This is a genomic window from Verrucomicrobium sp. BvORR106 (assembly GCF_000739655.1).
In the GTDB taxonomy this organism is placed as follows: Bacteria; Verrucomicrobiota; Verrucomicrobiia; order Verrucomicrobiales; family Verrucomicrobiaceae; genus Verrucomicrobium.
In genome coordinates this window covers 1-22,391 of the sequence record NZ_BATR01000122.1, presented here as the reverse complement: position 1 = coordinate 22,391, position 22,391 = coordinate 1, and the positions used below count along the sequence as shown (strand labels likewise).

General features: G+C 59.2%; 22 protein-coding genes. 11 read left to right on the top strand and 11 right to left on the bottom strand.

Going from position 1 to position 22,391, the window contains the following annotated elements; translation table 11 throughout:
• Positions 1 to 359: 359 nt before the first annotated feature.
• From BV106_RS38775 to BV106_RS36070, 6 genes are all read left to right on the top strand, one after another.
• Complete coding sequence (locus BV106_RS38775) at positions 360 to 656, top strand: hypothetical protein (protein ID WP_265595967.1); 297 nt, start codon at positions 360 to 362, stop codon at positions 654 to 656.
• Between the two features lie 291 nt (positions 657 to 947).
• Positions 948 to 1,250, top strand: a complete 303-nt coding sequence (locus BV106_RS22475) for a sulfatase/phosphatase domain-containing protein (RefSeq protein ID WP_038168485.1) — start codon at positions 948 to 950, stop codon at positions 1,248 to 1,250.
• 953 nt (positions 1,251 to 2,203) lie between these two features.
• The gene (locus tag BV106_RS22470; protein ID WP_265595966.1) at positions 2,204 to 2,902 is read left to right on the top strand and encodes a hypothetical protein; all 699 of its coding nucleotides are present in this window, start codon (positions 2,204 to 2,206) and stop codon (positions 2,900 to 2,902) included.
• A 180-nt stretch (positions 2,903 to 3,082) separates the two neighbouring features.
• Positions 3,083 to 4,015 carry an MBL fold metallo-hydrolase gene (locus tag BV106_RS22465; RefSeq protein WP_038168617.1) on the top strand — a complete coding sequence of 311 codons (933 nt, stop codon included), beginning with the start codon at positions 3,083 to 3,085 and terminating at the stop codon, positions 4,013 to 4,015.
• 107 nt (positions 4,016 to 4,122) lie between these two features.
• Positions 4,123 to 4,896 (top strand): LuxR family transcriptional regulator, encoded by a 774-nt coding sequence (locus tag BV106_RS36075; RefSeq protein ID WP_051946203.1) that lies wholly within the window; start codon positions 4,123 to 4,125, stop codon positions 4,894 to 4,896.
• Positions 4,897 to 4,996: 100 nt separating this feature from the next.
• Positions 4,997 to 5,593 (top strand): thioredoxin-like domain-containing protein, encoded by a 597-nt coding sequence (locus BV106_RS36070; RefSeq protein ID WP_265595965.1) that lies wholly within the window; start codon positions 4,997 to 4,999, stop codon positions 5,591 to 5,593.
• 95 nt (positions 5,594 to 5,688) lie between these two features.
• On the opposite strand, the gene BV106_RS22450 is transcribed toward BV106_RS36070, so the two are convergent.
• The 4 genes from BV106_RS22450 to BV106_RS22435 form a co-directional block, all read right to left on the bottom strand.
• Positions 5,689 to 6,285, bottom strand: a complete 597-nt coding sequence (locus BV106_RS22450; RefSeq protein ID WP_038168481.1) for a S1C family serine protease — start codon at positions 6,283 to 6,285, stop codon at positions 5,689 to 5,691.
• A 43-nt stretch (positions 6,286 to 6,328) separates the two neighbouring features.
• A complete protein-coding gene (locus BV106_RS22445; RefSeq protein ID WP_038168479.1) occupies positions 6,329 to 7,339 on the bottom strand; it encodes a hypothetical protein in 1,011 nt (336 codons plus the stop codon).
• A gap of 36 nt (positions 7,340 to 7,375) precedes the next feature.
• Positions 7,376 to 8,356 carry a hypothetical protein gene (locus tag BV106_RS22440; RefSeq protein ID WP_038168477.1) on the bottom strand — a complete coding sequence of 327 codons (981 nt, stop codon included), beginning with the start codon at positions 8,354 to 8,356 and terminating at the stop codon, positions 7,376 to 7,378.
• A gap of 223 nt (positions 8,357 to 8,579) precedes the next feature.
• On the bottom strand, positions 8,580 to 9,089 hold the full coding sequence (locus tag BV106_RS22435) for a hypothetical protein (RefSeq protein ID WP_038168474.1): 510 nt from the start codon (positions 9,087 to 9,089) through the stop codon (positions 8,580 to 8,582).
• 536 nt (positions 9,090 to 9,625) lie between these two features.
• On the opposite strand from BV106_RS22435, the gene BV106_RS22430 reads away from it, so the two are divergent.
• Positions 9,626 to 10,843, top strand: a complete 1,218-nt coding sequence (locus tag BV106_RS22430; RefSeq protein ID WP_038168471.1) for a S8 family serine peptidase — start codon at positions 9,626 to 9,628, stop codon at positions 10,841 to 10,843.
• Positions 10,844 to 10,985: 142 nt separating this feature from the next.
• Here the strand turns inward: BV106_RS22430 and BV106_RS22425 are convergent, their stop codons facing one another.
• The 3 genes from BV106_RS22425 to BV106_RS22420 all read right to left on the bottom strand — a co-directional run bounded on the left by BV106_RS22425 (position 10,986) and on the right by BV106_RS22420 (position 12,806).
• The gene (locus tag BV106_RS22425) at positions 10,986 to 11,357 is read right to left on the bottom strand and encodes a hypothetical protein (protein ID WP_265595964.1); all 372 of its coding nucleotides are present in this window, start codon (positions 11,355 to 11,357) and stop codon (positions 10,986 to 10,988) included.
• Between the two features lie 357 nt (positions 11,358 to 11,714).
• Positions 11,715 to 11,888, bottom strand: a complete 174-nt coding sequence (locus tag BV106_RS38770; protein WP_265595963.1) for a hypothetical protein — start codon at positions 11,886 to 11,888, stop codon at positions 11,715 to 11,717.
• Between the two features lie 414 nt (positions 11,889 to 12,302).
• Positions 12,303 to 12,806 (bottom strand): hypothetical protein, encoded by a 504-nt coding sequence (locus BV106_RS22420; RefSeq protein ID WP_265595962.1) that lies wholly within the window; start codon positions 12,804 to 12,806, stop codon positions 12,303 to 12,305.
• A gap of 198 nt (positions 12,807 to 13,004) precedes the next feature.
• Here BV106_RS22420 and BV106_RS36065 point away from each other — a divergent pair, with 198 nt between their 5' ends.
• The 3 genes from BV106_RS36065 to BV106_RS22405 all read left to right on the top strand — a co-directional run bounded on the left by BV106_RS36065 (position 13,005) and on the right by BV106_RS22405 (position 16,583).
• Positions 13,005 to 14,234, top strand: coding sequence for an ATP-binding protein (locus BV106_RS36065; protein WP_265595961.1), 1,230 nt, complete (start codon positions 13,005 to 13,007; stop codon positions 14,232 to 14,234).
• Entirely contained in the window at positions 14,200 to 14,658 is a 459-nt protein-coding gene (locus tag BV106_RS22410) for a response regulator (RefSeq protein WP_038168467.1), read from the top strand. Before BV106_RS36065 ends, BV106_RS22410 begins: the two co-directional genes overlap by 35 nt.
• 125 nt (positions 14,659 to 14,783) lie before the next feature.
• Positions 14,784 to 16,583 carry a hypothetical protein gene (locus tag BV106_RS22405; RefSeq protein WP_038168459.1) on the top strand — a complete coding sequence of 600 codons (1,800 nt, stop codon included), beginning with the start codon at positions 14,784 to 14,786 and terminating at the stop codon, positions 16,581 to 16,583.
• A gap of 84 nt (positions 16,584 to 16,667) precedes the next feature.
• Here the strand turns inward: BV106_RS22405 and BV106_RS22400 are convergent, their stop codons facing one another.
• Both BV106_RS22400 and BV106_RS22395 read right to left on the bottom strand, forming a co-directional pair.
• Positions 16,668 to 17,336 (bottom strand): class I SAM-dependent methyltransferase, encoded by a 669-nt coding sequence (locus BV106_RS22400; RefSeq protein WP_038168610.1) that lies wholly within the window; start codon positions 17,334 to 17,336, stop codon positions 16,668 to 16,670.
• Between the two features lie 158 nt (positions 17,337 to 17,494).
• The gene (locus BV106_RS22395) at positions 17,495 to 18,769 is read right to left on the bottom strand and encodes a PQQ-binding-like beta-propeller repeat protein (RefSeq protein ID WP_038168456.1); all 1,275 of its coding nucleotides are present in this window, start codon (positions 18,767 to 18,769) and stop codon (positions 17,495 to 17,497) included.
• 184 nt (positions 18,770 to 18,953) lie between these two features.
• On the opposite strand from BV106_RS22395, the gene BV106_RS22390 reads away from it, so the two are divergent.
• Complete coding sequence (locus tag BV106_RS22390) at positions 18,954 to 19,274, top strand: hypothetical protein (protein ID WP_038168454.1); 321 nt, start codon at positions 18,954 to 18,956, stop codon at positions 19,272 to 19,274.
• Between the two features lie 75 nt (positions 19,275 to 19,349).
• Here the strand turns inward: BV106_RS22390 and BV106_RS22385 are convergent, their stop codons facing one another.
• On the bottom strand, positions 19,350 to 19,958 hold the full coding sequence (locus BV106_RS22385) for a hypothetical protein (RefSeq protein WP_265595960.1): 609 nt from the start codon (positions 19,956 to 19,958) through the stop codon (positions 19,350 to 19,352).
• 49 nt (positions 19,959 to 20,007) lie between these two features.
• A partial coding sequence (locus BV106_RS22380) for an RHS repeat-associated core domain-containing protein (RefSeq protein ID WP_038168451.1) occupies positions 20,008 to 22,391 on the bottom strand: 2,384 nt, incomplete at its 5' end.

The following is a 22,391-nucleotide window of genomic DNA, read 5'->3' as shown; positions in this document are numbered from 1 at the left end:
TTCCCAGTGAACGCCCGACAAGTAGGCTGCATATAATTTACAAGCGTACATCCTTGCCTTGTGGCTCCAGATGTTTAGGAAGTTTCATCTTGACAAGTGCTTTTCTCCTTGGAATCATGTGCGCACATTCAACACATCTGTCACATGAAAATGCAAACAGGAGTTGTTAAGACAATTAGAGCGGAGGCTGACTATGTATTGGCCGAAGTTGACGGCACTAATTGCAAGCTACTAACAGGTCACCGAGGTCACAGCGCTATCTTCACCTTGCTGCTAACATCCGCCGGAGCAAAAAAGCCTATTAATTGCTGGGTGGATGACGAGAATGTTATTGACAATGTAACATTGGACTTTTAGTCATGCCCGAAGCCGAAGGAATTCACACTATCGATGTCTGCGCGCTGCAGACCGCGGTCTCCATGGCCATTGCGGGGCCTGCGCTCTTCACCGGTCCTCTGGCTGTTCCTATCGATACGCTTCTCGGTATTCCTATCCTGTTTTGCGTGTTGCATGCAATTGCGCAAGAACACGAGAAACTTCAAGCGCAAAAGGAAAATAACGATGGGGACAAAGAGGGTGTATCGCCCGAAGTCGCTATTGGGGCGGGCGGGCCTGGAGTAGAACCACATGTGGTCCCTGGACATCCGGGGAAGTAGGTAGGGTGTTGCAACGTAATCTCCTCTGCAAGACAGTTCCCCCGAAACTTGAATGTTTGTACGCCAGGGAGAGCCAGATACGCGATAGGCATCCCTGCTCACTGGCAATGCGGATTCTGTTGCTGCCTCCAAAGTCGGCTGCCATCCGTCCAGCATCAACACCGAAGCGCGCATCGCCACCAACACGCATCAGCGCCACCAAAACCGCTGGTCCGTTTGCGTGCCGTTTCCACCGTTAATTTTCTCGCAATGAGACGGTTACACATATCACTGAATTGTATATGATTTTACTTGTACTACGAAAAGCAGTTCCCCTACACGCCAAACATCCGCGGCATTCGCACCGCGAACTGGAAGTACATTCACTACCCTCATGGCGATGACTCCGAAGACCGCCACATGGCCGAGCTCTACAACCTGAAGACGGACCCCGGCGAGAACAACAACCTCATCAACCTCCCCGCCCACGACGCCAAAAAACGCGAACTCCAGGTGCAACTGGCCGTGCTGATGGACGAGGTGGGCCTCAAGGAGGACAAGATGCCGATCGATGAAGGAGTGAAGAAAGAGCTGCCCGAGGCGAAGATCCGGTGAAGTGCTCATCCGCGAACAAACCTCCTGACAACTGGAACACAGAGTAAAGGAGGCGGGATCTCCGGTCCCGCGGGTTGACGAAGCATAGAGGGTCCAGTCAACCCATCAGCTCCTGACCGCCCGCGACTTGCCTCAAGGCACCCTGGACAAACTTCCGCGCCATCGCGACACCAAACTGCGAACGCCCATCTCGATAAACCAGCACAACACCAACGCCACCGCGATCAACAACCAACTGGGAGCCCCTGGGCCCCAAGACTGATCGGCTTCACCCACTGCCCACACAGGCAGCGCGAACAACCAGGAAGCCCAAAACGCCACACCGCGCAAACCAGGGCTGTCGTATTGCCACCCTGAGGCAGACACCACCCAGGCCAACAGCAAACCCAGACAGGTGATGAATGTCAACGGATGCCTACATAGCCACTTCATCAATCAATGTGCACTAAGCACACGTACCACGCAACTGGAATTTCTTTCCTTGGAGAAAACACGCGCATCAAAGCGGCCTCGCTGGTTTCCTCGTTCCTTTCCTTTCATTTCTCTTCCTCATTCTTTTTCTGTTCCATTTCCCATTCCTTTTCTCTTTTGTTCAACGGACACCCCTGTCTTGTTGAACGGAACACATGATTCCGTTCAACGGACGTTCGATTGCATCCAACTTAGCCTCAGCGCCTTACGAGGCACCTTAAAAATCACTTTCCACTAAAACCCGCTCGATCCACGTCAGATGTTCAATCTGCCCATGTCGATTGCTCGCCACGGTGAAGCGAGTTCGGATGCAGATTGGGCGGCTCCACTCAACGACAGACCATTACCCAATATCTTAATGAACGCGGATCCAGCCAGCTCATCTGACATAGCTGCCCCGTTAAGCTGCTTCTGATCAAGATCCCTAGTGTCTCATTTTCAGTGCGAGCTTGCCGGGGCTGGAGACGCTGCGCCGCACAGCCATGAAATTCAAGCCTCACCTCATCTATCTCGCGATCCCAGCCGTCGCCCTCCTGACTTTGGGCCTGCTTTACGTCCGCACCGAGTTGATCCTGGCGAAATTTGCCGCATTGGCTCAGACTTACGAGGGGCACCGTTTTGCCCCGGGATTCTCCAAGCCCCGTTGGATGCCATCGATAGGTGACGACGGGATAGAATTCCTGACAAGGAGGTTGACCGCAAATGACGAACTGGCCTACTACCTGCACAATCGTCTTCGCGGCACGCTGGGTGCCAAGCTCCCCACCATCTACATTACAGATGTAAAATCTATCAAGCCCGGCTTCCACGACGCTTTGCGGCAGTTCTCGAATGCAAAAGCCGTCGTCGTCTCTTTCTCCGCGAATTCCAACGAGTTGACTGAGGCGGACGCCACCCAAGTTTGCGAAGCTCTGCGCGACCTGCCCAAACTTCGGAACATCGAACTGGATGGCGTCCAGTTCACTGACGCCTCCATCGCTCCACTCGCCGGACACCCTACGGTGAACACCCTCCGCCTACCCGCCAGCCGCATCACCCAGGCAAGCATCCCTACTCTCTCTTCAATGCCATCGCTGAGCACGCTGCTGTTAATCACAGGCACCGGCAACATTACCCCAACTGACGAGACGCTCGCCATAAGGGCGGCGCTCACCAGTCAAGCCACCGTCCAGCAACGCTGAATCGCGGACATTGATCCTTTTTGCAGCTGTGGAGGGAATGACGAGCTTCCGGCCTTATTCTCCTGAGGAAGTGCGCCATACTCGCAGGGCATGCATGGCCCAACCTTCTTGGTATTTCTCCAGCCCCTGCACTTCCTGTCACAATCGGGCACCGAAAAAAACTCCTCACCCCTCCACGCCATGCTCCCCTCCTTCTCCCGCCGACGTTTCCTCTCGACTTCCGCCGCCGCAACCGGCACGCTTTCCCTCATGATGAATGCATCGGCTGCTCAAACCGCCGCCGCCAGCGGGGCGCAACCGCACTTGTGCATCACCTGCGGATCCCAGTTCTCCGCCACCGACGGGCCGCCCAAAGAGTGCCCCATCTGCCTGGATGAACGCCAGTATGTGGGAGCCAACGGCCAGGAGTGGAACACCCTGGAGGCGATGAAACAACAGGGCACCTGGAAGAATGTCATCCGTGAACTGGAGCCGGGATTGCATGGCATCGGCACCCAGCCCAAGTTGGGGATCGGTCAGCGGGCCATCCTGGTCCGGCGCCCGGAGGGCAATATCCTGTGGGACTGCATCAGCTATCTCGATGACGCCACGATCGCAGCCGTTAAGAAGCTAGGGGGCATCTCGGCGATCGCCATCTCCCATCCGCACTACTACAGCAGCATGGCGGAGTGGAGCCGGGCCTTCGGCAACGCACCCATTCACCTGCACGAGGCAGACCGCCAGTGGGTCATGAGGCCAGATGCAGATGTGAACTACCAGTTCTGGAAGGGCGCGACGAAGAAGCTGGGAGATGATCTGACGCTGATCAACACCGGAGGGCACTTCGACGGATTTCAAGTCCTGCACTGGCGCAACGGAGCCCAGGGTAAAGGGGCCATCCTGGCCGGGGACCAGCCTCAGGTGGCCGCGGACCGGAGGTGGGTGAGCTTCATGTACAGCTACCCCAACTTCATCCCGCTGAACGCCCCCGCCATCCGCCGCATCACGGATGCACTGGAGCCCTACGCCTACGAGCATCTCTACGGCGCCTTCTGGCCCAGCATCGTGAACCAGGCTGCCAAGGAGCGAGTCCGGTTGTCCGCAGAGCGGTACCTCAAGGCCATCGGAGCCTAAGCTTGGGACGGGAGGGCGGCAACCTGCCGCACCGACGCACCGGTACATTCCCCTTTCCCACGGCCGAAGTTCTGCTCTCTTATGCGCCCTTTCACTTCTCGCACCCCATGAACCTTCCCTCTCCACCGGCCTTGTCCGCGGCTGAATGCCGTCGGTTCAATGATCACGTGGCGGCGCTTTATGCGGGTGCGCTTCAGGAGGAGGCCATGCCGATGATCGCCCGCACCCTGGCGACAGTCGTGGGCGGGACCGTGGCTGCAGCATGCCTTAGCCCGGCATTGCCGGAGACGGCACCTGATTTTGCGCTTTCAGAGAGAGGAGCCTTCAACTGGAGCCCCGAGCAGTTTCGTCTTTTGCAATCCCATCCGCGGCTGCAGTCCGGACCACGGGGTGAAGTCCTGAGCGTGTCCGACTTCCTGAGCCAGACCCGGTGGCAGCGCACCGATCTCTACAATGTGGATCGCGGTTCCGTACGCCTGGAAGACGACTTGGGTGTAGACATGCGTCTGCCCGGTGGATCACTCTTTCAGGGATGCGTCATCCGGGAGGAACGCAGTTTCACCGAGCGGGACCGCCTCCTTTTCACCCTGCTTTTGCCCCACCTGCGAGCAGTGCTGACGCTGAATCCGCCCCGCACCGCATCCAGCGGCCCCGCATCCGATCGCCTGGTGGGACTGGGGCTGACGCCCCGTGAGCAAGAGGTGCTCTACTGGGTCTCCGAAGGCAAAACCAACGCGGACACCGCCACCATCCTCAACATCTCGCCCGGCACCGTGCGGGTCCATCTGGAGCGCATTTATCCCAAGCTGGGGGTTGAAAACCGTCTGGCTGCCAGTCGCGTGGCTCTGGAGAAAATGTATCCTGCGAGGTTCGGCGGATAGCATCCTTGCTCCAGACTTCGCGTTGCCCGTCATTGGGGCCACCCATCGCTCCGCCAAAACTTTGCTTTCCAAGTTTCCGGAGGCGCACCACAATGGTGTGATGAAAACCAACTTCCTCTACATGGCCGTTGCGGCGGCACTGTTGGCTGGTGCTGGGGCGCTCCAGGCTGACAATACGGTGTATCCCGGGTTCAAAGGCAAGCTCGTGGAGTCCAAAGGACGCAAGGTGGACAAGTTCGACGATGCGGCACTTGCCCAGTCCAAGTACTACGCCATCTACTACTCCGCCTCCTGGTGCGGACCGTGCCGGGCGTTCACACCTGATCTGGTGCGCTGGTACAAGCGCAACAAGAGCAAGAACCCCCAGTTTGAGCTCATCTTCGTGAGCAGCGACCGTTCAGCGGAGGACATGGCAGCGTACATGAAGGAGGACGGCATGGACTGGCCAGCGCTGGCGTTTGACAACAAGAAGGACACCCCAGGACTTACCAAATACTCCGGACGAGGCATCCCCTGCCTGGTCTTCATCGATGAAACCGGCAAGGTCCTCTCTGACTCCTATGTGGACGGCAAATACGTGGGGCCGCGCAAAGTGCTTGAGGACATGGAGAAAATCCTGAAGGGCGGAGGCGCCGCCGGAACGAGCAGCAGCAGTTCCACCTCAGGCTTAGACAGCCTGAAGAAGCCGGCCAACTGATCCGGGTCCAGATCGATCTTGTGAATGACACCCTGCTTTCTCGAACAGAGGAAGAGGAGCAGGGTGTCTATCGGCCAACCAGGTGAGGGCAGCCCCTACAACCGGATGCCTGGAACGGTTTCCTCGACAAACTGCCGGACGAGATCTGCCTCAATGGCAAAGTTCATACCTTGAACTGTGCCATCGGCTCCCATGAGCTTGTAGGTACTGACGCCAACGACCTGACTGGCTCGATCCATGACCGGGCCACCGCTGTTGCCGGGGTTAAGATTAAGGTCGAGGTGAAGGCATTTGGTGTTCTTGAGCGTCTGACGCCCGCCGATGCGCCCGTAGGTGCTGGTGGGCGAGATGCCCGCCAGCGCCTTGGAGAAATCCGCCGTCCCACTCGCGGCGGCGAGATAGTCAGAAACGGGATACCCCACGGCACAGACCTGGGAGCCGATCTGCACCGATGAGGACCTGGCAAATCGCAGACTGGAATGATTGGTCCGGTCCACCTTGAGCACTGCCGCGTCGATGGTCGTGGACTTGCCCACGAGCTTCGCGGTGACCTCAGTCTTGTCGGGCATGATAACGATGAGTTTCGACCCTTTGTCCACCACATGCCGGTTGGTCACGATGATGCCTGGTGCGATGAAGAAGCCTGAGCCCTGACTGTGCTCCTTGCTGGACCGTCCGAGCGCAAGAATCATCACACTGGCGGCACGGGCTCGGGAGGCGAAGTCGCCCGATTCCTCAGCGAGAGCGGCCCCCTCCTTTGTAAGTGTGATAGCCCCGCAACTCCTGTGGCAGAATACTGGTGATCGCCCCCTCAGGCACGGTCATGACCATCTCGAGCCCAGAGATGCCATCACTGTACCCGCGCATGCAGATCTCCAGGGCATCCGGCTTGACGGCGGCTGGCTCCACATCAAGGTTTTTCAGCAACTGATAGAGTTGAGTGCGGGTGGCTACGGGGGGACGCCCAAAGGTCTCATGCACCCGAAGCACGCTCTTTCCCTGACGGTAACCAAAGTCGTACCACTCCGCCAAAGGATCGCGATAGTTCGACGGAGCCACCTTGGGGGACGTTGGAGTAACATCGGAGGTGCCAGCTGGAGGAGGCGTCACCACCGCCGCACCACCTGGAGCCGGATTGCTGCTGGCGAGCGGAGTCGGCGAAGGGGTGCTGGCTACGCTGGAGCCGGACGGCAATCCGCCAGCGCCATCGGGACGCGGATGCCGGGATTCATGTGGGTCCACCTTGGGAACTCCCCTTCCCCGCGTATTGGCACCGGAGTCATCGCTCGCAAGCTCAGTTTCTGCCGTGGGAGCCGCCCCCCGGAAGTAAAGCAGCGCAGCAATCCCAGCCGTGCCCAACAGGAGCAGTACCAGGACGCCAAAAATCCCGAGCAAGAGGATGTTGCGCCCTTTTGATGCTCCCCCCGTGGTTCCGGTACCGGTCGCCGTCGTATTAAGCGGCAGCGTGACGGGCGCGAGCACCGGCAGAGGCTTGAGGATACCCGGCACCGATGCATTTGCCTCCGGCGATGACTCGCCCGACGCTTCCGCCCCAGTGGCAACTGAGCCAACAACAGGCGACTCGCCTTGCGTGATCAAGACGATATAGGAAGCCCATTCGTCTGAGCCCTCGGCTGCGACGAGCGTCTCATTCAGGATCACCCGGGCCTCACGGAGGCTGCGGATGGCGCTCCAGGGCATCGGTCCCACAGGGGTGCCGCTGGCATTCAGGTAATAGTATTCCATGGAGGGGGGTTCCTTGGGGATGTGCCAAAAAAAGTTCTAGCGGAGTGTCAGGCAATACACTGCGCAAAGCTGCCCAACATCGTTGCTGGTTTCCGCCATCATGATGAGCTCACAGTCCACTCCAGAAATCTCGCGCTGGATGGACACCGTCTCAGAGGCCGTTCCCGCCGCCTTGTTGAAGTCAAACCGGGTTTGCGCGGAGGTGATGGCCAGCAACAGCCAGCTGGATACGGCGTAATCCATTTGGCCGATCAACGAGGCGGCGGCCCGAACCTCCTCTTTATTCTGAACGACGTCTCCGTTCCGGGTCACGGTGAAAGCGAGGCGGCAGGACACGCACTTTTCACCGCTGGTCACGTGCACCATCGCGGCAGCACTGTCTGTCTGGCCCATCTTGAGTGCCACTTCTGCATCACGATATTTAGGCAACAACACTCCTCCCTGAACAATCGAAGGAGGCAGCGCAAAGGGCAATCCGGGCAATGCCGATACACCCTTGTCAGCTTCCGCCTCGGCCTCGGTGCCCCCGCCTATCTTGGCCGCACCCTGCGCCTTACGATGATGCAGTTCCAACTCCGCCACATAACTCCGATGGCTGGAGAGCAACCACTTCGCGGCCAGATTACTCTGCTTGCTGGTGAGATTGGCTTCACGTTTCTTACCCAGATCCGCGAGCTCCTGCCCCTTGGCTTTGAAAGCTTGATACTGCTGGGCGGAGATCCACTTGTCTTCGTGCCGCACCTCCCCGGCGGACAGGCGGGAGAGACTGTCCTGCAGCTCTGCCAGTACGGGGTTGAGCAATGCCCGGGCAGAAGGGAAGCGACGCGTCGCATCGGCAAGCTCGTCCCGGCGCTTCTTCAGCTTCGCCACCGCGTCATCTCCAGCGAGTTCGCTGCCCGGCAAATCTCCGGTCACAAACAGGCCAGCAATGGTCGCGTTCTCCACGATCACCGGGGCACCAGGCCCCGTCGTGAAATGAGTGACGACCCCGTAGTTCCCCATCTGGGTAAAGGCCATCGCCGACGCAAATTCATCCAGCTGGCCTGGACGAGACCGTACGACCACGACCCCACTTTGTGCGAAAGCCAGACTTCCACTCAGCGTCAAAACTACCGCCAGCACGCGGCAACACGCGATCAAAAACTTCACACCTACCATAACCACGCATACGCTTTTGCCTTACCCTGTCAAGGCTTATCCGTATTGCGAAAGTTACAAAAACGCCGCTCGCCCCCTACCCTCAAAGCATCTCGTTATCCGGCGCCGCCGACGGGCCTACATGAACAACTCCGGAGGCCCCGCTGCCGGATCTGGAAGTCACGTCCATGAACTGGAGGACTCGCGCTTCATCCTCCCCCAACCGCCGCCAGGTAAACAACATGACGGCGACACAGCGCCGATCATGGCTGGAAGCGATCGAACCTGTAAGCTCCACGAACTTTTCGAAATCCTGCTTTGTGTATGAGAAGTAGTAGTGCCCACTCAGCCAGTTCGCCAACTGGGCCGATGTCCAGCTGCCTGCGTGGCTGAGAATGCGGCTCCAGAACTCATCCCTCCAGCCAGGGTGTGCACTTACCTGCTGTACGGCCGCGTAGGCAGCCCCCAGTCGGGGCGGGAAGCACTCCGCCGTGAGAATCGCCCAGCAAGCCGCCTTCAGCGCCATCTCATCCCCGCCCAGCATCAGGCTATGGAGCACTTGCTCCGCCTCAAAGTCGTCGGCTTCTGAACTCTCAAGATGGGTGAAGGTCATCGGAAAATCACGGTCAGCGTGCACGCAGCCCAATGAAGCTTCAAGACGGAAGCAGAGCAACTCCGGGGACTCATCAATTCAGTCAGGCATTCCCAGGCAGAGCATCTCCCTGGAGCCCTGTTTTTCTCCGTACACTAATAATTTCGGCGCTTTCTTTGCGCCACGCAATCACTTGACGTCGCCAGCGGCTGAGCGACCTTTATTCACGACTTCAGGAACACCGAATCTTGCTGCACCGCGCGATGCCTTGGCCAACATCCAGGCTGGAGCCATCCGCGAGCTCAATCCACCCTTCTTGTTAAGTTGATCCTGCGTTCTGCACCTGGGACAGTCGCCTGACTTCACGGCCGCCTCCTTTCAAACCTTCTCGGGAAGGTTTCACTTTCACCGACCGCACATCCATCGGCAAGGGATGTCCACGTTCGCGACACGGGGCAATTCGGCGCCTCCGCCAACTCATCAGTTGTTTCATGGAACCTCTGTTGTCGCTGCAATTCTGATCTGCCTCCTTCCCACACCCACCACCATCTCATCCTATGAAACACTCCATAACGATCCTCCGTGTCCCCTCTCTCCGCGCCACGAGGGATCCCATCACCGGCCCACTCGCCACCCCCGGACTAGAAGCAGCCGTCAGCATGGCCGCCGCCAGTGCTGGCATGACTCTGGAAACCGCCTCGGGAGTCACCGAGGCGGAAATACGGGACATCAATCGCGATCCCGATGTGGTGGTGGGAGCACCGGTAATGCCACTGAAACTCATTGAGCCCCGTGACGCGGGTCCGGGATTCACCGCCGATCCCGCTGCGGCCAACACCACCTGGGGAGTAAACGCCATCGGTGCCGATGTTTCCCAATTCAACGGTACCGGCGTGAAGGTCGCCGTCCTGGACACGGGAATCGACCAGGACCACCCCGCCTTCGCCGGAGTGAACCTCACCACCCGGGACTTCACCGGTGCAGGCAGCGTGGAGGACGACAACGGCCACGGCACCCACTGCGCAGGCACCATCTTCGGCCGTCCGCTAAACAACCTTCGCTTCAGCGTGGCACCGGGCATTACCCAGGCGGTCATTGGCAAGGTGCTCGGAGGCCCCTCTGGTGGCGGGAGCGATGTCCTGGCGCTGGCCATGCAGTGGGCGGCTGACGAGGGCGCGACGGTTATTTCCATGTCCCTGGGGATCGATTTCCCAGGCTTCGTACAGCAAGTGGTGAGCCAGGGACTGGCCGTAGAGCCTGCTACCTCCATGGCATTGGAGGCCTACCGGGCCAATGTGATGCTTTTTGAGAAACTCGCGTCCTTCTTCGCCGCCAGGGCCGCGTTTGGCCTAGGGGTGACGGTGGTGGCAGCCACCGGGAACGAGAGCGAGCGCACGCTGCCAACTCCCTACACCATCAACCTCTCCCCGCCCGCCGCCGCCCCCGGCATCATCGGGATCGGTGCCTTGGGCCAATCCCCCACCGGTCTTCGCGTAGCCCCCTTCTCGAACACGGGCGCCACCCTCGCCGGACCCGGCGTGGCCGTGAACTCTGCCTGGCTCAACGGAGGCATGAATACCATCAGCGGCACCAGCATGGCCACCCCGCACGTCGCCGGTCTCGCCGCCCTCTGGAGCCAGCGCCTGGCTGCTTCTGGGCAGCCCGTCAATCCTATGATCCTCCAGGCGCGACTCATTGCCTCTGGCACCTTCACGGGGCTGGTCACTGGCACCTCTGCAGCGGACGTGGGTGCTGGCCTGGGCAGAGCGCCGTAGACCGGGTGGAGGCAGCTCGCATTCCACCTCTCCCGGCCGCTTGGGAGAGGGCTACTCATCGGATGGGATTGTGGTCCTTCATCCAAAGTTTCACCCCACGTCCAACAAGAATCGTTACTGACCTGCACAAACCAAAGCCCACCTAAAGTCTGCGCATCAGCACTCTCCCAGGCACCACGAAAGGATTTTGTGCAGCAAAGGGGTGAGAAGAAACCACATCACGGCTACGATTGCGGAAAGTGCAGTTTTCCGGAGTCAGGCTCAGCCAGAAATCCCGTTCTCCCAGCTGTCGCAGCCAGACGGGATTCTCCGTGACTGGCACAACCAGAAAACTGCTCCAAAACATTTCCACAGATCGGCGATCTCTCAGGAGCGCGATCCGCTCACCATTCACCTCCAGCCACCACTCGTCATCCCTGTCCAGCACCGGACGACCAACCTCATCGCAACAGAGCGCATCTACAGATGGTCTGTTACCTGTGGCCTGGAAAAAGCGGCGAAACAAATTCAGCATGCAACGGATGGGTCCACCTTAGGCGATCCCCACGTCTTTGCAATTGCGCTGGCTGGTGTGAAGAAGCTTCGAATTCATGCAACACCCACCGTAGGTCAAACTTCCGAAAACAGTCCTACCACTGGAAATGCATTTGGAGAAATCTACCCAGTCATCCTGCATGGTGGCACGACGGCGGTGAGAGGAACCGAGTTCGCGGTAACACTCATCATGCCACTCTATGGGGCATCCCTCTGGGCACTCCATAGAGACGCGACAGAGATCGAGATCACACCCCGTGCAGACGCCAACCAGAGCGCCCCTGAAGGCGGGGCCTCAAGCCGAGCCATAAATGCGGACTGTTCTCGCCTCACTTCTTCACACCGCACCCCGCTCCATGAGCTCCCGCCAGCGGGACTGGATGAGGTCCGCCAGATCATACTCCGAGTAGTCGTCACCGTAGAGCGCGGCCTCGCAGAGGCGTACCTGCCAGCCCACCAGACCGGGGAGCTTCAGCAGGGCTTCGATGACTTCAGGTTTAAACTCTTGCATGGGATGAAAAAGCATGGCTCCGGTAGAGCATCAGGTACGCCATGCGGCAGCCACGTGCAAGTGTTGCTGTGGGCTGGAAGCTCGAAAAGATGCCGCACAACCCCGGGCGGTCTCAGACAGTCTCACAAGCGGCGCACCGTTCTGGCGGAACCCGGCGACGCGAACATGTGAATAAGTGGTCGCCACCCGTGCACAGGTCCAGCCGCCAGCGGCACGAAAGAGGTCAGGGATCGGCAAAAAACTCAGGCTCAACGCAGGGTTCATGAAATTTTCACCCCACCTCATCTTCACCCCCGGTCAACAAACTTGCCTCGAACCCTTGATGCAAATCACCTCCATCGTCTCTAGGGACAAACGCCAGTGAGGCGATTTCGCGATTCGTCAGGCAGACCGAAAGCTCGCACCCAACTTCATTCATACCTGGTGGCAGCGCGTCGCCACCGCCAGACTCCCTTCTTCATCCACAGAATACACAAAGCCTGGCATGAAGAAGTCGAAGCGACGCTCTGGCACATCATCGAACGCCAGAGCCGCTGCGCCGTGGAGCACGAGATCCTTTTCAAACTCAATCTTGAATGCCCAGTCGGCCGGATCCACGAGGACAGACACCACAAATTTGTCCTTCAACCAGCCCAGCCCTTCCTGCATTTCACACCCAGTCCGATTGTCACTGTTGAAGTCACAAATAACCACCCCAGCATGAAGGACACGCCATGCTACCCCTTGGAGAAAGAGTCCATACTCGCCAGAAAACATTCTACAGTCCTCTGAGAGGTGCAGGTTCTGGATCGGCTTGCTCAGCCTCAGCTTCTGACCGAAGTGCATGCTAACGTGGGAACCTGTTCCCCAGCCAGCAATGATTCCCCAGAGCGGCTTGCCAACAAGCAGACTCAGGGCGAACTCGAAAGGCGGGGCCATGTTGCTCATGCGAAAGAAACTCTATACCACCGCGATACTCAGCGAAATCACATTCGTCGACAGAACACTCAATCAATCGACAAACTGATTGGGAAGACCCCCCCAAAAAAAAGGCCTCCGTCCTAGGCAAAGCGCCTATCCAAGATGGGCTCCACCGGACGGTCCAAACTCCGTTTCTGTGGCAGTCTCCTCTCAGTCATGGAAGTGGCGAAAATGGTTCTCAAGCATCGGGCAGCTGCGATCACCCTGGCGTCAGCCCTTACTGCGGCCATCGGGGCGCTGGACTACTTCACCGGCCAGGAGTGTCAGGTGGTGGCGCTCTACCTGCTGCCAGTGTCTCTGGTGGCATGGGTGGCGGGGCGGAAGCTCGGCATGGTCTTCTGCCTGCTCTCCGCATGCACCTGGCTGGCCGCGGAAGCGGGGATCGGCGGCATTCACGCCCGACAGTCCAGCCTGCTGTGGAATGCGCTCATGTTTCTGACCGTGTTCCTCATGGTGGCCCTGCTGCTCTCTGCCCTGCATGACGTGATGAACTCCCTGGAACGGCGGGTGCGCCTGAGAACCAGTCAACTCAGGGAGGAAATGACGCGCCGTCACGATGCGGACCTGGCGAGGCTCCGGGCGGAACGCCTGGCCCAGGTGGGTGCCATGGCAGCCCAGATGGCGCACGAAGTCCGCAACCCCATGGGATCTATTTCCCTAAACCTTGACCTCCTGGCATGCGAGGTGATCGAACTCGCGCGCGCCATGCCCTCCTCACTACCTCATGATCAGGAGGAAGCCTTGTCTCTGGTGGACCAGATCCGCAGTGAGGTGGAGAGGGTGGAGAAGGTCATGCAGGACTACCTTGGGTTTGCCCGCCTGCCCAAGGTAGTGCCTACACCCCAGGCTCTCCACCCTTTCCTGGACGAGAAGCTCGCCCTGCTGCTGCCGGAGCTAGGGGCCGCTCACGTACGCATGGTGAAGACCTATGACCCGACCCTGCACACGGTGAACATCGACGTAGTCCAGCTCTGGCAGGTCTTGCTGAATCTCGCCCTGAATGCCCGTGATGCCATGCCGCAGGGCGGGGTGCTGAGTGTGACTACTCTTCAGGAAGAGGACCGTTCTTTGATCCAGCTGTCAGACACCGGGTGCGGCATCCGTCCGGAGGATCTGTCCCAGATCTTCACCCCGTTCTTCACCACCAAAGCCCGAGGCACCGGGCTGGGGCTCGCACTTGCCCAGCAGATCATTGCCGAACACGACGGTGAACTCACGTGCCACAGTATTCTGGGGGAAGGAACGACCTTTACGATCGCCTTGCCGCGAGTGCGAGAAGTCGCCACCTCCAGCCTCAAAGTTCGGGCCTCCGGCTCCGCTCAGACCTTCACCCCCTGCTCTACCCCACCCCATGATCACGAAATCCATCCTTCCCCTGCCTGTTGAACTGGACAGATCCCGCCTCTCTCTCCTGCACTGCCGGCTGCTGGTAGTCGATGATGATCTCCCCATGCTCCGGGCCGTCACCAAGGTGCTGAGCCGCGCCGGTGCCCAGGTGCACTCCGCCAGCTCCACGGCGGAGGCCATGCAGCTCATGGCGGACCCAGACTTTGGTTTCGACGTCGTCCTCACTGATCTCCGCATGCCCGTGGCCAGCGGCAAGTTCATCCTCAGCCTCATCAAGAGCACTCACCCCTCCCTGCCTGTCCTCATCATGAGCGCCTACTGGACGCCGGAGATGAAGGATGAATGCACCCGCCTCGGCGTGGCCGGGTGCCTGGAGAAACCCACCAGTTCCCGCCAGCTCATCCAGGCCATCTGCCGCGTCTTGCAGGGTGAGCGCAGACCTGATGCAGATGGAGAAAATTGACTCCTCGATCAGCCCTCGGTTGACCGCTCCCCCGCCACCTGCCATAGACCAACTCCCAACCCATTGACCTCTCGACGGCCTGCTCCTGGGGAGAGGTGCCTTTTTCATACCCATCCCAGCTCTCCATGTTGACCCTGCGCCCGGGGGCATCCGGCACTCGCATTATCCTCGTGCTGATCTATGCCATTTGGTTTGGTCTGCCATGTGCAGCGATCTTGGGGCAACTGGGCTTGCTCCGCTCCACCGTCACTCTCCAATCGAAACACTTCAGCCAGAATGGCGACGTCCTTCGTCTGAAAAAGAGCGCTCTTCCCGTGCTCACGCAGGCGGATCTGCGACACGCCTATATCACTCAGAATGGTCGCCGTTTTGACAGGAAGCAGGCCATTCATGAGCTGTCCCAACCGGGATCGGAAGCCTCCTACGTCTTGCGCAGCGGTTCCCTCAATCTGAGGCCCGCGCCTGTGGGAAGTTCGGGAAATTTGTCGAAGTCCTATTCCCTGGTGAGACCGTGGGCTCCCCGTACCTGGCTATGGTGGGTGTGGGGTGCATCATCCCTCTTCCTGGCAGCAGCGCTCTTGCGCAGCCGCCCCCTGCTTGATGCCTGCTACCTTGAGGTAGCTCAATGGCGGCACCTGCTGAAGCGGGCGGAGCACCACCCTGCAGCCTTGTTGATCTACGTCGGAATCACCACCGCACTTCTCGCTGCGGCCAATTGGCAGAAACTCAGCGATCCCTATCTGGTCGCGGAAGATGGCTCCATCTTCATCGAAGACAACCTCGCCCATGGCATCGGTGCCCTGTTTGTGCCCTATGCGGGCTATCTCCATGTGCTTCCCCGACTGATTGCCTGGGCGAGTGGCGGCTTCTCGCTCGATCTACAACCCGCCGCCTTTGTCTGGGTCACGCTGGGAATGGTGAGCCTGACATTCTATTTCATCGGCAGTTGGACAGGCTGGGCAGAGCGTCTCGCCGTCACTGCCTTTTTCACAGTCGCCCCACTAGGCGGATACCTCATGTTCTCGCCCACCAATCTTCAGTGGATCACGGGACTGGCTCTGGTGTTGCTTGCCATTCACCCCTCGTCTCGGCCCACCACGCCTCTCGGGCAGATCCTCCTGCTCTCCATGGCCTTCGTCGCCGCGCTTTCCGGCCCCTTCGCCATTCTCACCCTGCCGGCCATGATCTGGCAGGCCTGGTCTCAGTGCAACAGGTTTGAGATCACCCTGGCACTCTCCCAAGCTGTCGCTGCCGGGATCCAGATCGCCATCTTGATTTTCGGTGCCCATGAGCCCGCCATCCCTGGAGTCACCCGAGGTCCCTTGCTCCTGTGGGTGGCTGATTTTGCCTTGGGCTTGTTCGGGAGAAGCCTGCCCTTCACACCCACTCAGTTTCTCGTGTGGGGAATGATTCTAGCGGCTGGGCTTTCACTACTCTTTGCCAGCGCACTTTTCCACTGGAAGGGCCATCCGCGGGGACCTTCACGTCTGCTTTGGATGCTGTTCTTTGCCTCCCTGTTCGCCGCAGCGGGATATGCTCGCACCTTCGGCTCGAGCCGGGCCTGGCTCGGGGGAGATCGCTACTATGTCATCCCCTATGCTCTGGTGATACTGGCTCTGGCGACCCTTTTCGCCTCACGTCGACGCCTCCTGTCCAGCGTGGCCATCGTCTTGCTCATCAGCATGATGTGCGGCCTCGGCGCTACCGATCCCCCCAAGATCCGCCCACCGCATTGGCCTACCCGAGTTCAGCAGATCAAACCGGGCGGGCACGACCTCATCGAGACCTACCCACCTGGAGATGATCAGTGGTCCGTCTTTATCGTTAAAGGCGACGATGGCACTCCTCTGACGGGTCCCTCGTACCTCAAAGCCAGAGCCCGGCTTGATACACGGGCGAAACGCCCTGGGCACGCTCCTCGGTAGACTCAGGAGGCATGATGACGCACCTGACGTGCAGTACCCGGTCCTCCGAAATCGGACACGCCGCGCCTCCTCCAAAAAGGCGACTCACGCGAAAGGCTTGCGAGCCACCACTAGAAACTGCTTGCCAAAAAAGCGCCAGAGAAACGGCAACTTCAGGTACAGCCCCACCAGTGCGACGGGCGGAGTGAGACCGAGCGACATGGAGTACGGCAGGAAGCGCGGCACCGCTCGCTCCACGGAGTACCCTGTCAGGGTGAGCACCTCCGTCATGGCCCGGTCACTCAGTGCGAGGTAATGATCCCAAAAGTCCCAGTAGGTCCCGTGCAGCACCCGGATGTTGGGCCCCAAGGCGATGATTCGTCCCCCGGGTTTCAGGCAACGCAGCCCCTCCATGAGCGTGCGACGCAACGCATCCTTCGTCAGTAGATGCTCGAAGAAGTTACTCGTGAAGATCACATCCACTGAGTTGTCCGGCAGTTGCCACGTTTGAGAGCAGTCTTGCAGGATCGTCTCCACCCCCGGGCCTACTCTTGCCGGCATATCAGGATTCAGGTCCATTGCGATCCGGCGTCCCGCCTGGATGTTACGAGTGAACTCTCCCCACCCCGCTCCCAGATCCAAGACCGTGGCATTGGTCTCGATGTAGTTCTGGAAAAAACCTTTCACCAGCACTTTCCACACCGCATCCCGATAGGGAGCCAGTGCCGCGAAGCGATTTTGATACTCTCTTCCCAGATCCAACAGAGTTTCCATTGGGATTTTGCCATACATGACAATGCTCATCGGGCAATCGATAAGCCGAAAAAATTCCTTCTCTGGAACCCATCGGATAGTTGCATCCTTCAATCACATTGAACCTGCAGGCATCGCGTCCTTCACGCCTTCGCACTTCGTCAAAATTCAGTCTCCCCTCACTTCCCCACCCGTACGCAATCCAGCTCCCGCTGGTTCCTCACAAACACCCTTCCCCCTGCCAGCGCCGGGGCAGACCAGTTGACTTTGTTACCCCCAAAGGGCTGGTCGGGCTCCAGCACCTTGGCGCGACTCCTTTCCTCGTACCCAGCAGGCGACAACCTCGCCAGGATCAGTTCCCCTTGGTCGTTGTAGAGCAGCGCCTCACCATTCCGGGAAGAAGAGGAGCCGATGATTTGCACCGTCGCCCCTTGCTTGCTGGCGGTCACTTTGTCCGTCTTCCAGACTTCCTGCCCCGTGGCGGCATTCAGGCACACGAACTCTCCTTTCAACCTCGCGGAGTACACGTGACCTCCAGTGAGCCATGCCGTGGAGGTGTTGCTCAGCACGCGCTGCGAGACCGCCCGGCTCTCCGGCCAGAGGATCTGGGCCCCGGGTATGTTGGCGCCAAGCCGGAACATCAGCCCGCCCACCAGGAGAAGCTCGCCATCACTCACCGGTGTGGCCACCGCGTTGTCTGAGCTGGTCAGCAATCGCTCGCTCCACAGGACAATGCCAGTGGTCACGTCCAGCGCCGATACGGATTGCTGAGTCCAGACCACCAGTTGACGCCGGTCGCCTGTCCCCGCCATGACGGGTGAACTGTTCGACATCGCTTCGTCCAACGCCCGCCACCTCTCCAACCCCGTGCGCCTGTCCAAGCCGATCACGCAAGCGCCCTTCGTTCCCGTCATGGTGATGATCAGGAACTCATCCTCTACCAGAGCTGAGCCATTCCCAGTAAACTCTTTCATCCCGTAGTCAGCCTGGAAGTCGCGCTGCCAGACCAGCGCTCCCGTTGTGGTGTTGCGACAACAAACCTGCCCCTTTTGCCCCAGCGTATAGATGTTCTCCGCCGATATCACCGGCGTTGAGGTGGGCCCATTTTCCTGACCCGCTACGAAGCAGAATTCGGGGTAAGCCACCTCCGTCTCCACCTGCCAGAGCACCTTGCCAGACTCTGCATCCCGACAGGTCAGACGTTCCCACGCCCTCGGGCGCTCCAGTCTCGCGTCGAACACATAGACCTTGTCACTCAGCACGACCGGCGTCGACCAGCCCGCACCGACTTGCGCTCTCCACAACACCGGAAGCCCTTCCGCAGGAAACTCTGGCAGCTCCGCTACTTCTGCCGATGTGCCATCCCGATGCAGTCCACGCCACTGCGGCCAGTCCTCGGCCATCGCCATCCCCGCCAGAAAAAGCAGCACCAGTACGGAACAGACTCTGCCCATGCTATGAAAACGCCAGCCAGGCTCACTTCTCGCGTTCAACCTCCCAATGTGCCCCTGGCAATCCGGGTGAACCATCCAACCGGGCCCGACCCGCTGCACGATCTCCTGTTGAAGGTCAATTTGTCCTTTTATCCCTTTCCGGACTCCGATCCGACCATCCTCATCAACTCAACTGCGACCACTCATGAATTCGAACCAACCAGCCCCGTCCGCCTCCGAAGATCCCGAGCTCACCGCCGACGCCATCATCGATGACCTGAACACGGAAGACGTCCTCCCTCCCGACGAGAGCGATGTCATCCCAGACACGGAGGAGCACGAGGACAGCGATCCCAGCCGTGAAGAAAGCTGGAGTGGCCTGGGTGCAGACCTCGGCCATCGTGTCGGCAAACCACCGCTGGAAGACGAGTTCGCCGCAACGCAAGATCTCGTGAATGCCGGTGTCGAGGAAGCCGATGATGAACTGAGGGAGCTGGAGGACGAGGATGAGGAAGACAGACGCTAGTAAAAGGGACTATGTGGCCTGGGTGAGACGTCTCGCCACCTAGCCTTACTCTTCACCATTTTTTCGTCGAAGAGTTTACCCTTTGTGCCCCAAATAGACGTTGGTGAGGATCCTGCCGTCCCAGATCAGGCACCGGCCAAAGTCCCCGTGGTCGAAGTTCTTGGGCACCTTCCAGCTACCCACGATGAGTGGAATACCGGATTTATCTTTGTCTTTGTGCAACAGGTCCGTTATTCCGACCAGAATGGACGGGTTCATTTCCAGCGATTCGAACAGCGCGACAATAAGGCTATTGCCCTCGTCAATCTCCTGGGTCGAGTTTTCGGTGTATAGACGGTATTTGGCGAAGTCATGCGCGATGGAGTCCTCTTTGATCGAGCATACGATGTCCCCCGTTCTTCTGGCATTGACACTGTCAAAAAACAGCTTCCAGGTTCCAGAGGCCGATGCCCCCTCCTCTTTGCCAATGATCTCGAAGAAGGGGTCCGCGTCGAGAATCAGTTCCACGTTCTCCATCTTGATATGCAGCTTCTGTGCAGGCTTCTTTTTCGACTGAGGGATCTCCACCTGCTTCAACACCGATTTCAGCAGCAGAGGATCAGTCTCAGCGGTTCTTGAGCTTCTCAGGTTCGATGGCGGCGTCTTAGGGTCCGCCACCACGTCACCGGGAGCGGCGGCAATCACAAACCCTGCGCAAGTGATGATCACAGCTAACTTTTTCATATCCAATCAATCAAAGCAATGGAGTGAGCGTAAGTGGCTTAGGGGCGGCCGGAGGAGTTGAAGGCGGGGAGGGTGGTGGAGATGCCGGGTGCCCGGAGGAGCCCGTCGAAGGTGGAAACGTCTTCGATGCCCATCCTCCCAAGTCCTGGCCATAGTACCACTGTTTGCCAGATTGCGCATTATATCTTGCTGCATCCTGCTGCACTGCCGAAGGCAGAGCAGGATACCCTTTCAGGAATGTCCCAGGGGAAGTCCCACGACCAAATTCTGTGCCAGGGGCCAGTTTGGTGCTGCCATAGTGGGTCAGAAGCGGGAGCATCACCCGCCCGCCCGAGTTCACGTACACTTCCACAGCTATGCGGTTGGTCAGCCTGCGCATCTCCAGCTCGCTCGCCATCTCGTTCCCATCAGATGCGTACCTGATGTCGTTGATCACTCCCATGAGATAGGGATTGGGCTTGGTGTAGTTCATGCCCGCATTCAGTTCCGCGTTTCGATATCCACGCTGCACGACATGTCCCGCCTCATGGTAGGGTGTGTAGTTGAAGGCAGGGTCTGTGACATCATTGGGGAAGATTAGATACCGGTTGCTCGTGTTCTTATTTGATCCGTCAAACGCCATACCGGGTTGGGCACCACCGGCCTTTGAGTAGTCAAAGGACAAATTCTGATACCCGTTCTCTTTGGCATAGTCATAGACATTCCGCGCAGTCGGACTGTACTGGTAGATGTTTGAGAACGTTGACTGGGCCGCAGTCGTGGGCGCGGCCTGGTTACCCCAGTAGGCTGGATCCAAATCCAGCGGTCGTTTGCCGGCGATTGAGCCTGTAGGTTGTTCAAATCCCAGAATTGACGAGTTCGCAGTGATGGAAGAGCTCCAAATGTCCAGAGCGCTTCTGCCGCTTGGATCCACAAAGCCGACGGGGTCGCCATTGGCGTAGTCGTATAATGACATGCTGGCCCCATGTCCCAGAGGGTCTGGCGAAAGGAACCTACCGCTGTTGGGCTCATAGTACCTTGCCCCCAGATGCACGTACCCGGTGGCATCCAGTCTCCTTCCGCGCCAGCCAAAGGTCCGCCACACAGCTGCCCCTTCCGATACAGAAGCGCTCCAACCGCCCGAGAGCGGGCCATACCCTCCAAACCGGGCGTCATTCCACTCATACACGACCGATCCAGCTCCGGCCGCACTTAGGCTGGCAGCCTTCGCGAAGCCGACGATATGACCATTGAAGTCGTCCGTTGTGCCTGTAGCCTGGCCGGTGGCCTCATTCACCAGAGCTTCCAGCCCTCCGATGCCCCCCAAGCCGCCGTAGCCGCCGTTCAAGTCCGGTCCATGAACTTTCCACCAGCGTTCGGACTGCGCTGTGCCGCCACCGCCACGCGTCACCTCGATACCCACCTCCAGGAACTCCACCAAAGGATCATACCACGAGCGCTCGATCACTTGCTCCGCGGTTCGATACAGGTTTTCCCGCTTAGCCACATAGGTGGTTTGCAGGCGTCGGCTCAGCCCGTCGTAGGTGGCTGTCCATTCAAAGCCAAAGCCCCCAAACTCCTCCTGCACCACCTTCACCAGGCGTCCCAGACCATCCCAGGTCAGCGACTGAGATCGTCCATTCTGCGCAATGCCACCCGCGACGTGCCTGTAGGTCACATTCCCGTTGTCATCATGGACGGACTCCACGCCAAAGTGCCTCACCCCAATGTCAAAAGACGCCGAGGCCTGCGCACTGAACTGCCCGCTGGGGTGATTTCCTTTAGCCAGCAGGTTGTACCCGCCTGCCGGCAGCCATAGTTGTCGGCTCCAGGCACCGCTCAAGAAGCGGGTGGCCGCCGGGAACTGCACTTCGCTCAACTGGCTGTTGGTGTTCACGGTGAGCTCAACGCTTTTGGCACCTTTGGCGGTACCCTGGGCGGTGAGACCCAGGTTTTCGAAGCCGCTCACTTCACGGGTCACACGGCCGAAGGCATCAATTCCCGTCCCACCTGCCATCCCGGCGTCGTTTACCACGAAGAGCTGGCTGCCTGTGCTGCCGGTGGGGGCAGGCGTCTCACGCCCGGTGTAAATGCCCAGTCCCCCTGCCAGGCCGAAATCATGCTCATGTCCCTGCGACTTGCCCGCCTGGCCATCACCAGGCACCCAGCTTTCACTCACCAGCTGCCGCCGCTGCGTGCTGTACTGGTAGTTTCTTGCATCCTGCCAGGTGGCCGTGCCCGTGCCATCATTCGCAGTCAGCCGCGTGGCAGCGTAGCTGGCTTGGCGGCTGTCAGAGGTCCAGGTGATGGCCTCTGCCACCACGTCCACGCTGCGCCCGGTCAGGCGCGTCTGTGCTGCCAGCAACCGGCCTCGATTGTCCCGGCCACCGCTGCTGGGCACCGTGTAGGCGCGGA

Coding starts and splice junctions, on each gene's coding strand:
- BV106_RS22435 (WP_038168474.1), bottom strand. CDS start 9,089: ATGACCTTCACCCATCTTGAGAGTTCAGAAGCCGACGACTTTGAGGCG.
- BV106_RS22410 (WP_038168467.1), top strand. CDS start 14,200: ATGATCACGAAATCCATCCTTCCCCTGCCTGTTGAACTGGACAGATCC.
- BV106_RS22395 (WP_038168456.1), bottom strand. CDS start 18,769: ATGGGCAGAGTCTGTTCCGTACTGGTGCTGCTTTTTCTGGCGGGGATG.
- BV106_RS22465 (WP_038168617.1), top strand. CDS start 3,083: ATGCTCCCCTCCTTCTCCCGCCGACGTTTCCTCTCGACTTCCGCCGCC.
- BV106_RS22445 (WP_038168479.1), bottom strand. CDS start 7,339: ATGGAATACTATTACCTGAATGCCAGCGGCACCCCTGTGGGACCGATG.
- BV106_RS36070 (WP_265595965.1), top strand. CDS start 4,997: ATGAAAACCAACTTCCTCTACATGGCCGTTGCGGCGGCACTGTTGGCT.
- BV106_RS36075 (WP_051946203.1), top strand. CDS start 4,123: ATGAACCTTCCCTCTCCACCGGCCTTGTCCGCGGCTGAATGCCGTCGG.
- BV106_RS22450 (WP_038168481.1), bottom strand. CDS start 6,285: ATGATTCTTGCGCTCGGACGGTCCAGCAAGGAGCACAGTCAGGGCTCA.
- BV106_RS22425 (WP_265595964.1), bottom strand. CDS start 11,357: ATGCTGAATTTGTTTCGCCGCTTTTTCCAGGCCACAGGTAACAGACCA.
- BV106_RS22420 (WP_265595962.1), bottom strand. CDS start 12,806: ATGGCCCCGCCTTTCGAGTTCGCCCTGAGTCTGCTTGTTGGCAAGCCG.
- BV106_RS22470 (WP_265595966.1), top strand. CDS start 2,204: ATGAAATTCAAGCCTCACCTCATCTATCTCGCGATCCCAGCCGTCGCC.
- BV106_RS22430 (WP_038168471.1), top strand. CDS start 9,626: ATGAAACACTCCATAACGATCCTCCGTGTCCCCTCTCTCCGCGCCACG.
- BV106_RS22400 (WP_038168610.1), bottom strand. CDS start 17,336: ATGGAAACTCTGTTGGATCTGGGAAGAGAGTATCAAAATCGCTTCGCG.
- BV106_RS22390 (WP_038168454.1), top strand. CDS start 18,954: ATGAATTCGAACCAACCAGCCCCGTCCGCCTCCGAAGATCCCGAGCTC.
- BV106_RS22405 (WP_038168459.1), top strand. CDS start 14,784: ATGTTGACCCTGCGCCCGGGGGCATCCGGCACTCGCATTATCCTCGTG.
- BV106_RS38770 (WP_265595963.1), bottom strand. CDS start 11,888: ATGCAAGAGTTTAAACCTGAAGTCATCGAAGCCCTGCTGAAGCTCCCC.
- BV106_RS22440 (WP_038168477.1), bottom strand. CDS start 8,356: ATGGCCTTTACCCAGATGGGGAACTACGGGGTCGTCACTCATTTCACG.
- BV106_RS38775 (WP_265595967.1), top strand. CDS start 360: ATGCCCGAAGCCGAAGGAATTCACACTATCGATGTCTGCGCGCTGCAG.
- BV106_RS36065 (WP_265595961.1), top strand. CDS start 13,005: ATGGAAGTGGCGAAAATGGTTCTCAAGCATCGGGCAGCTGCGATCACC.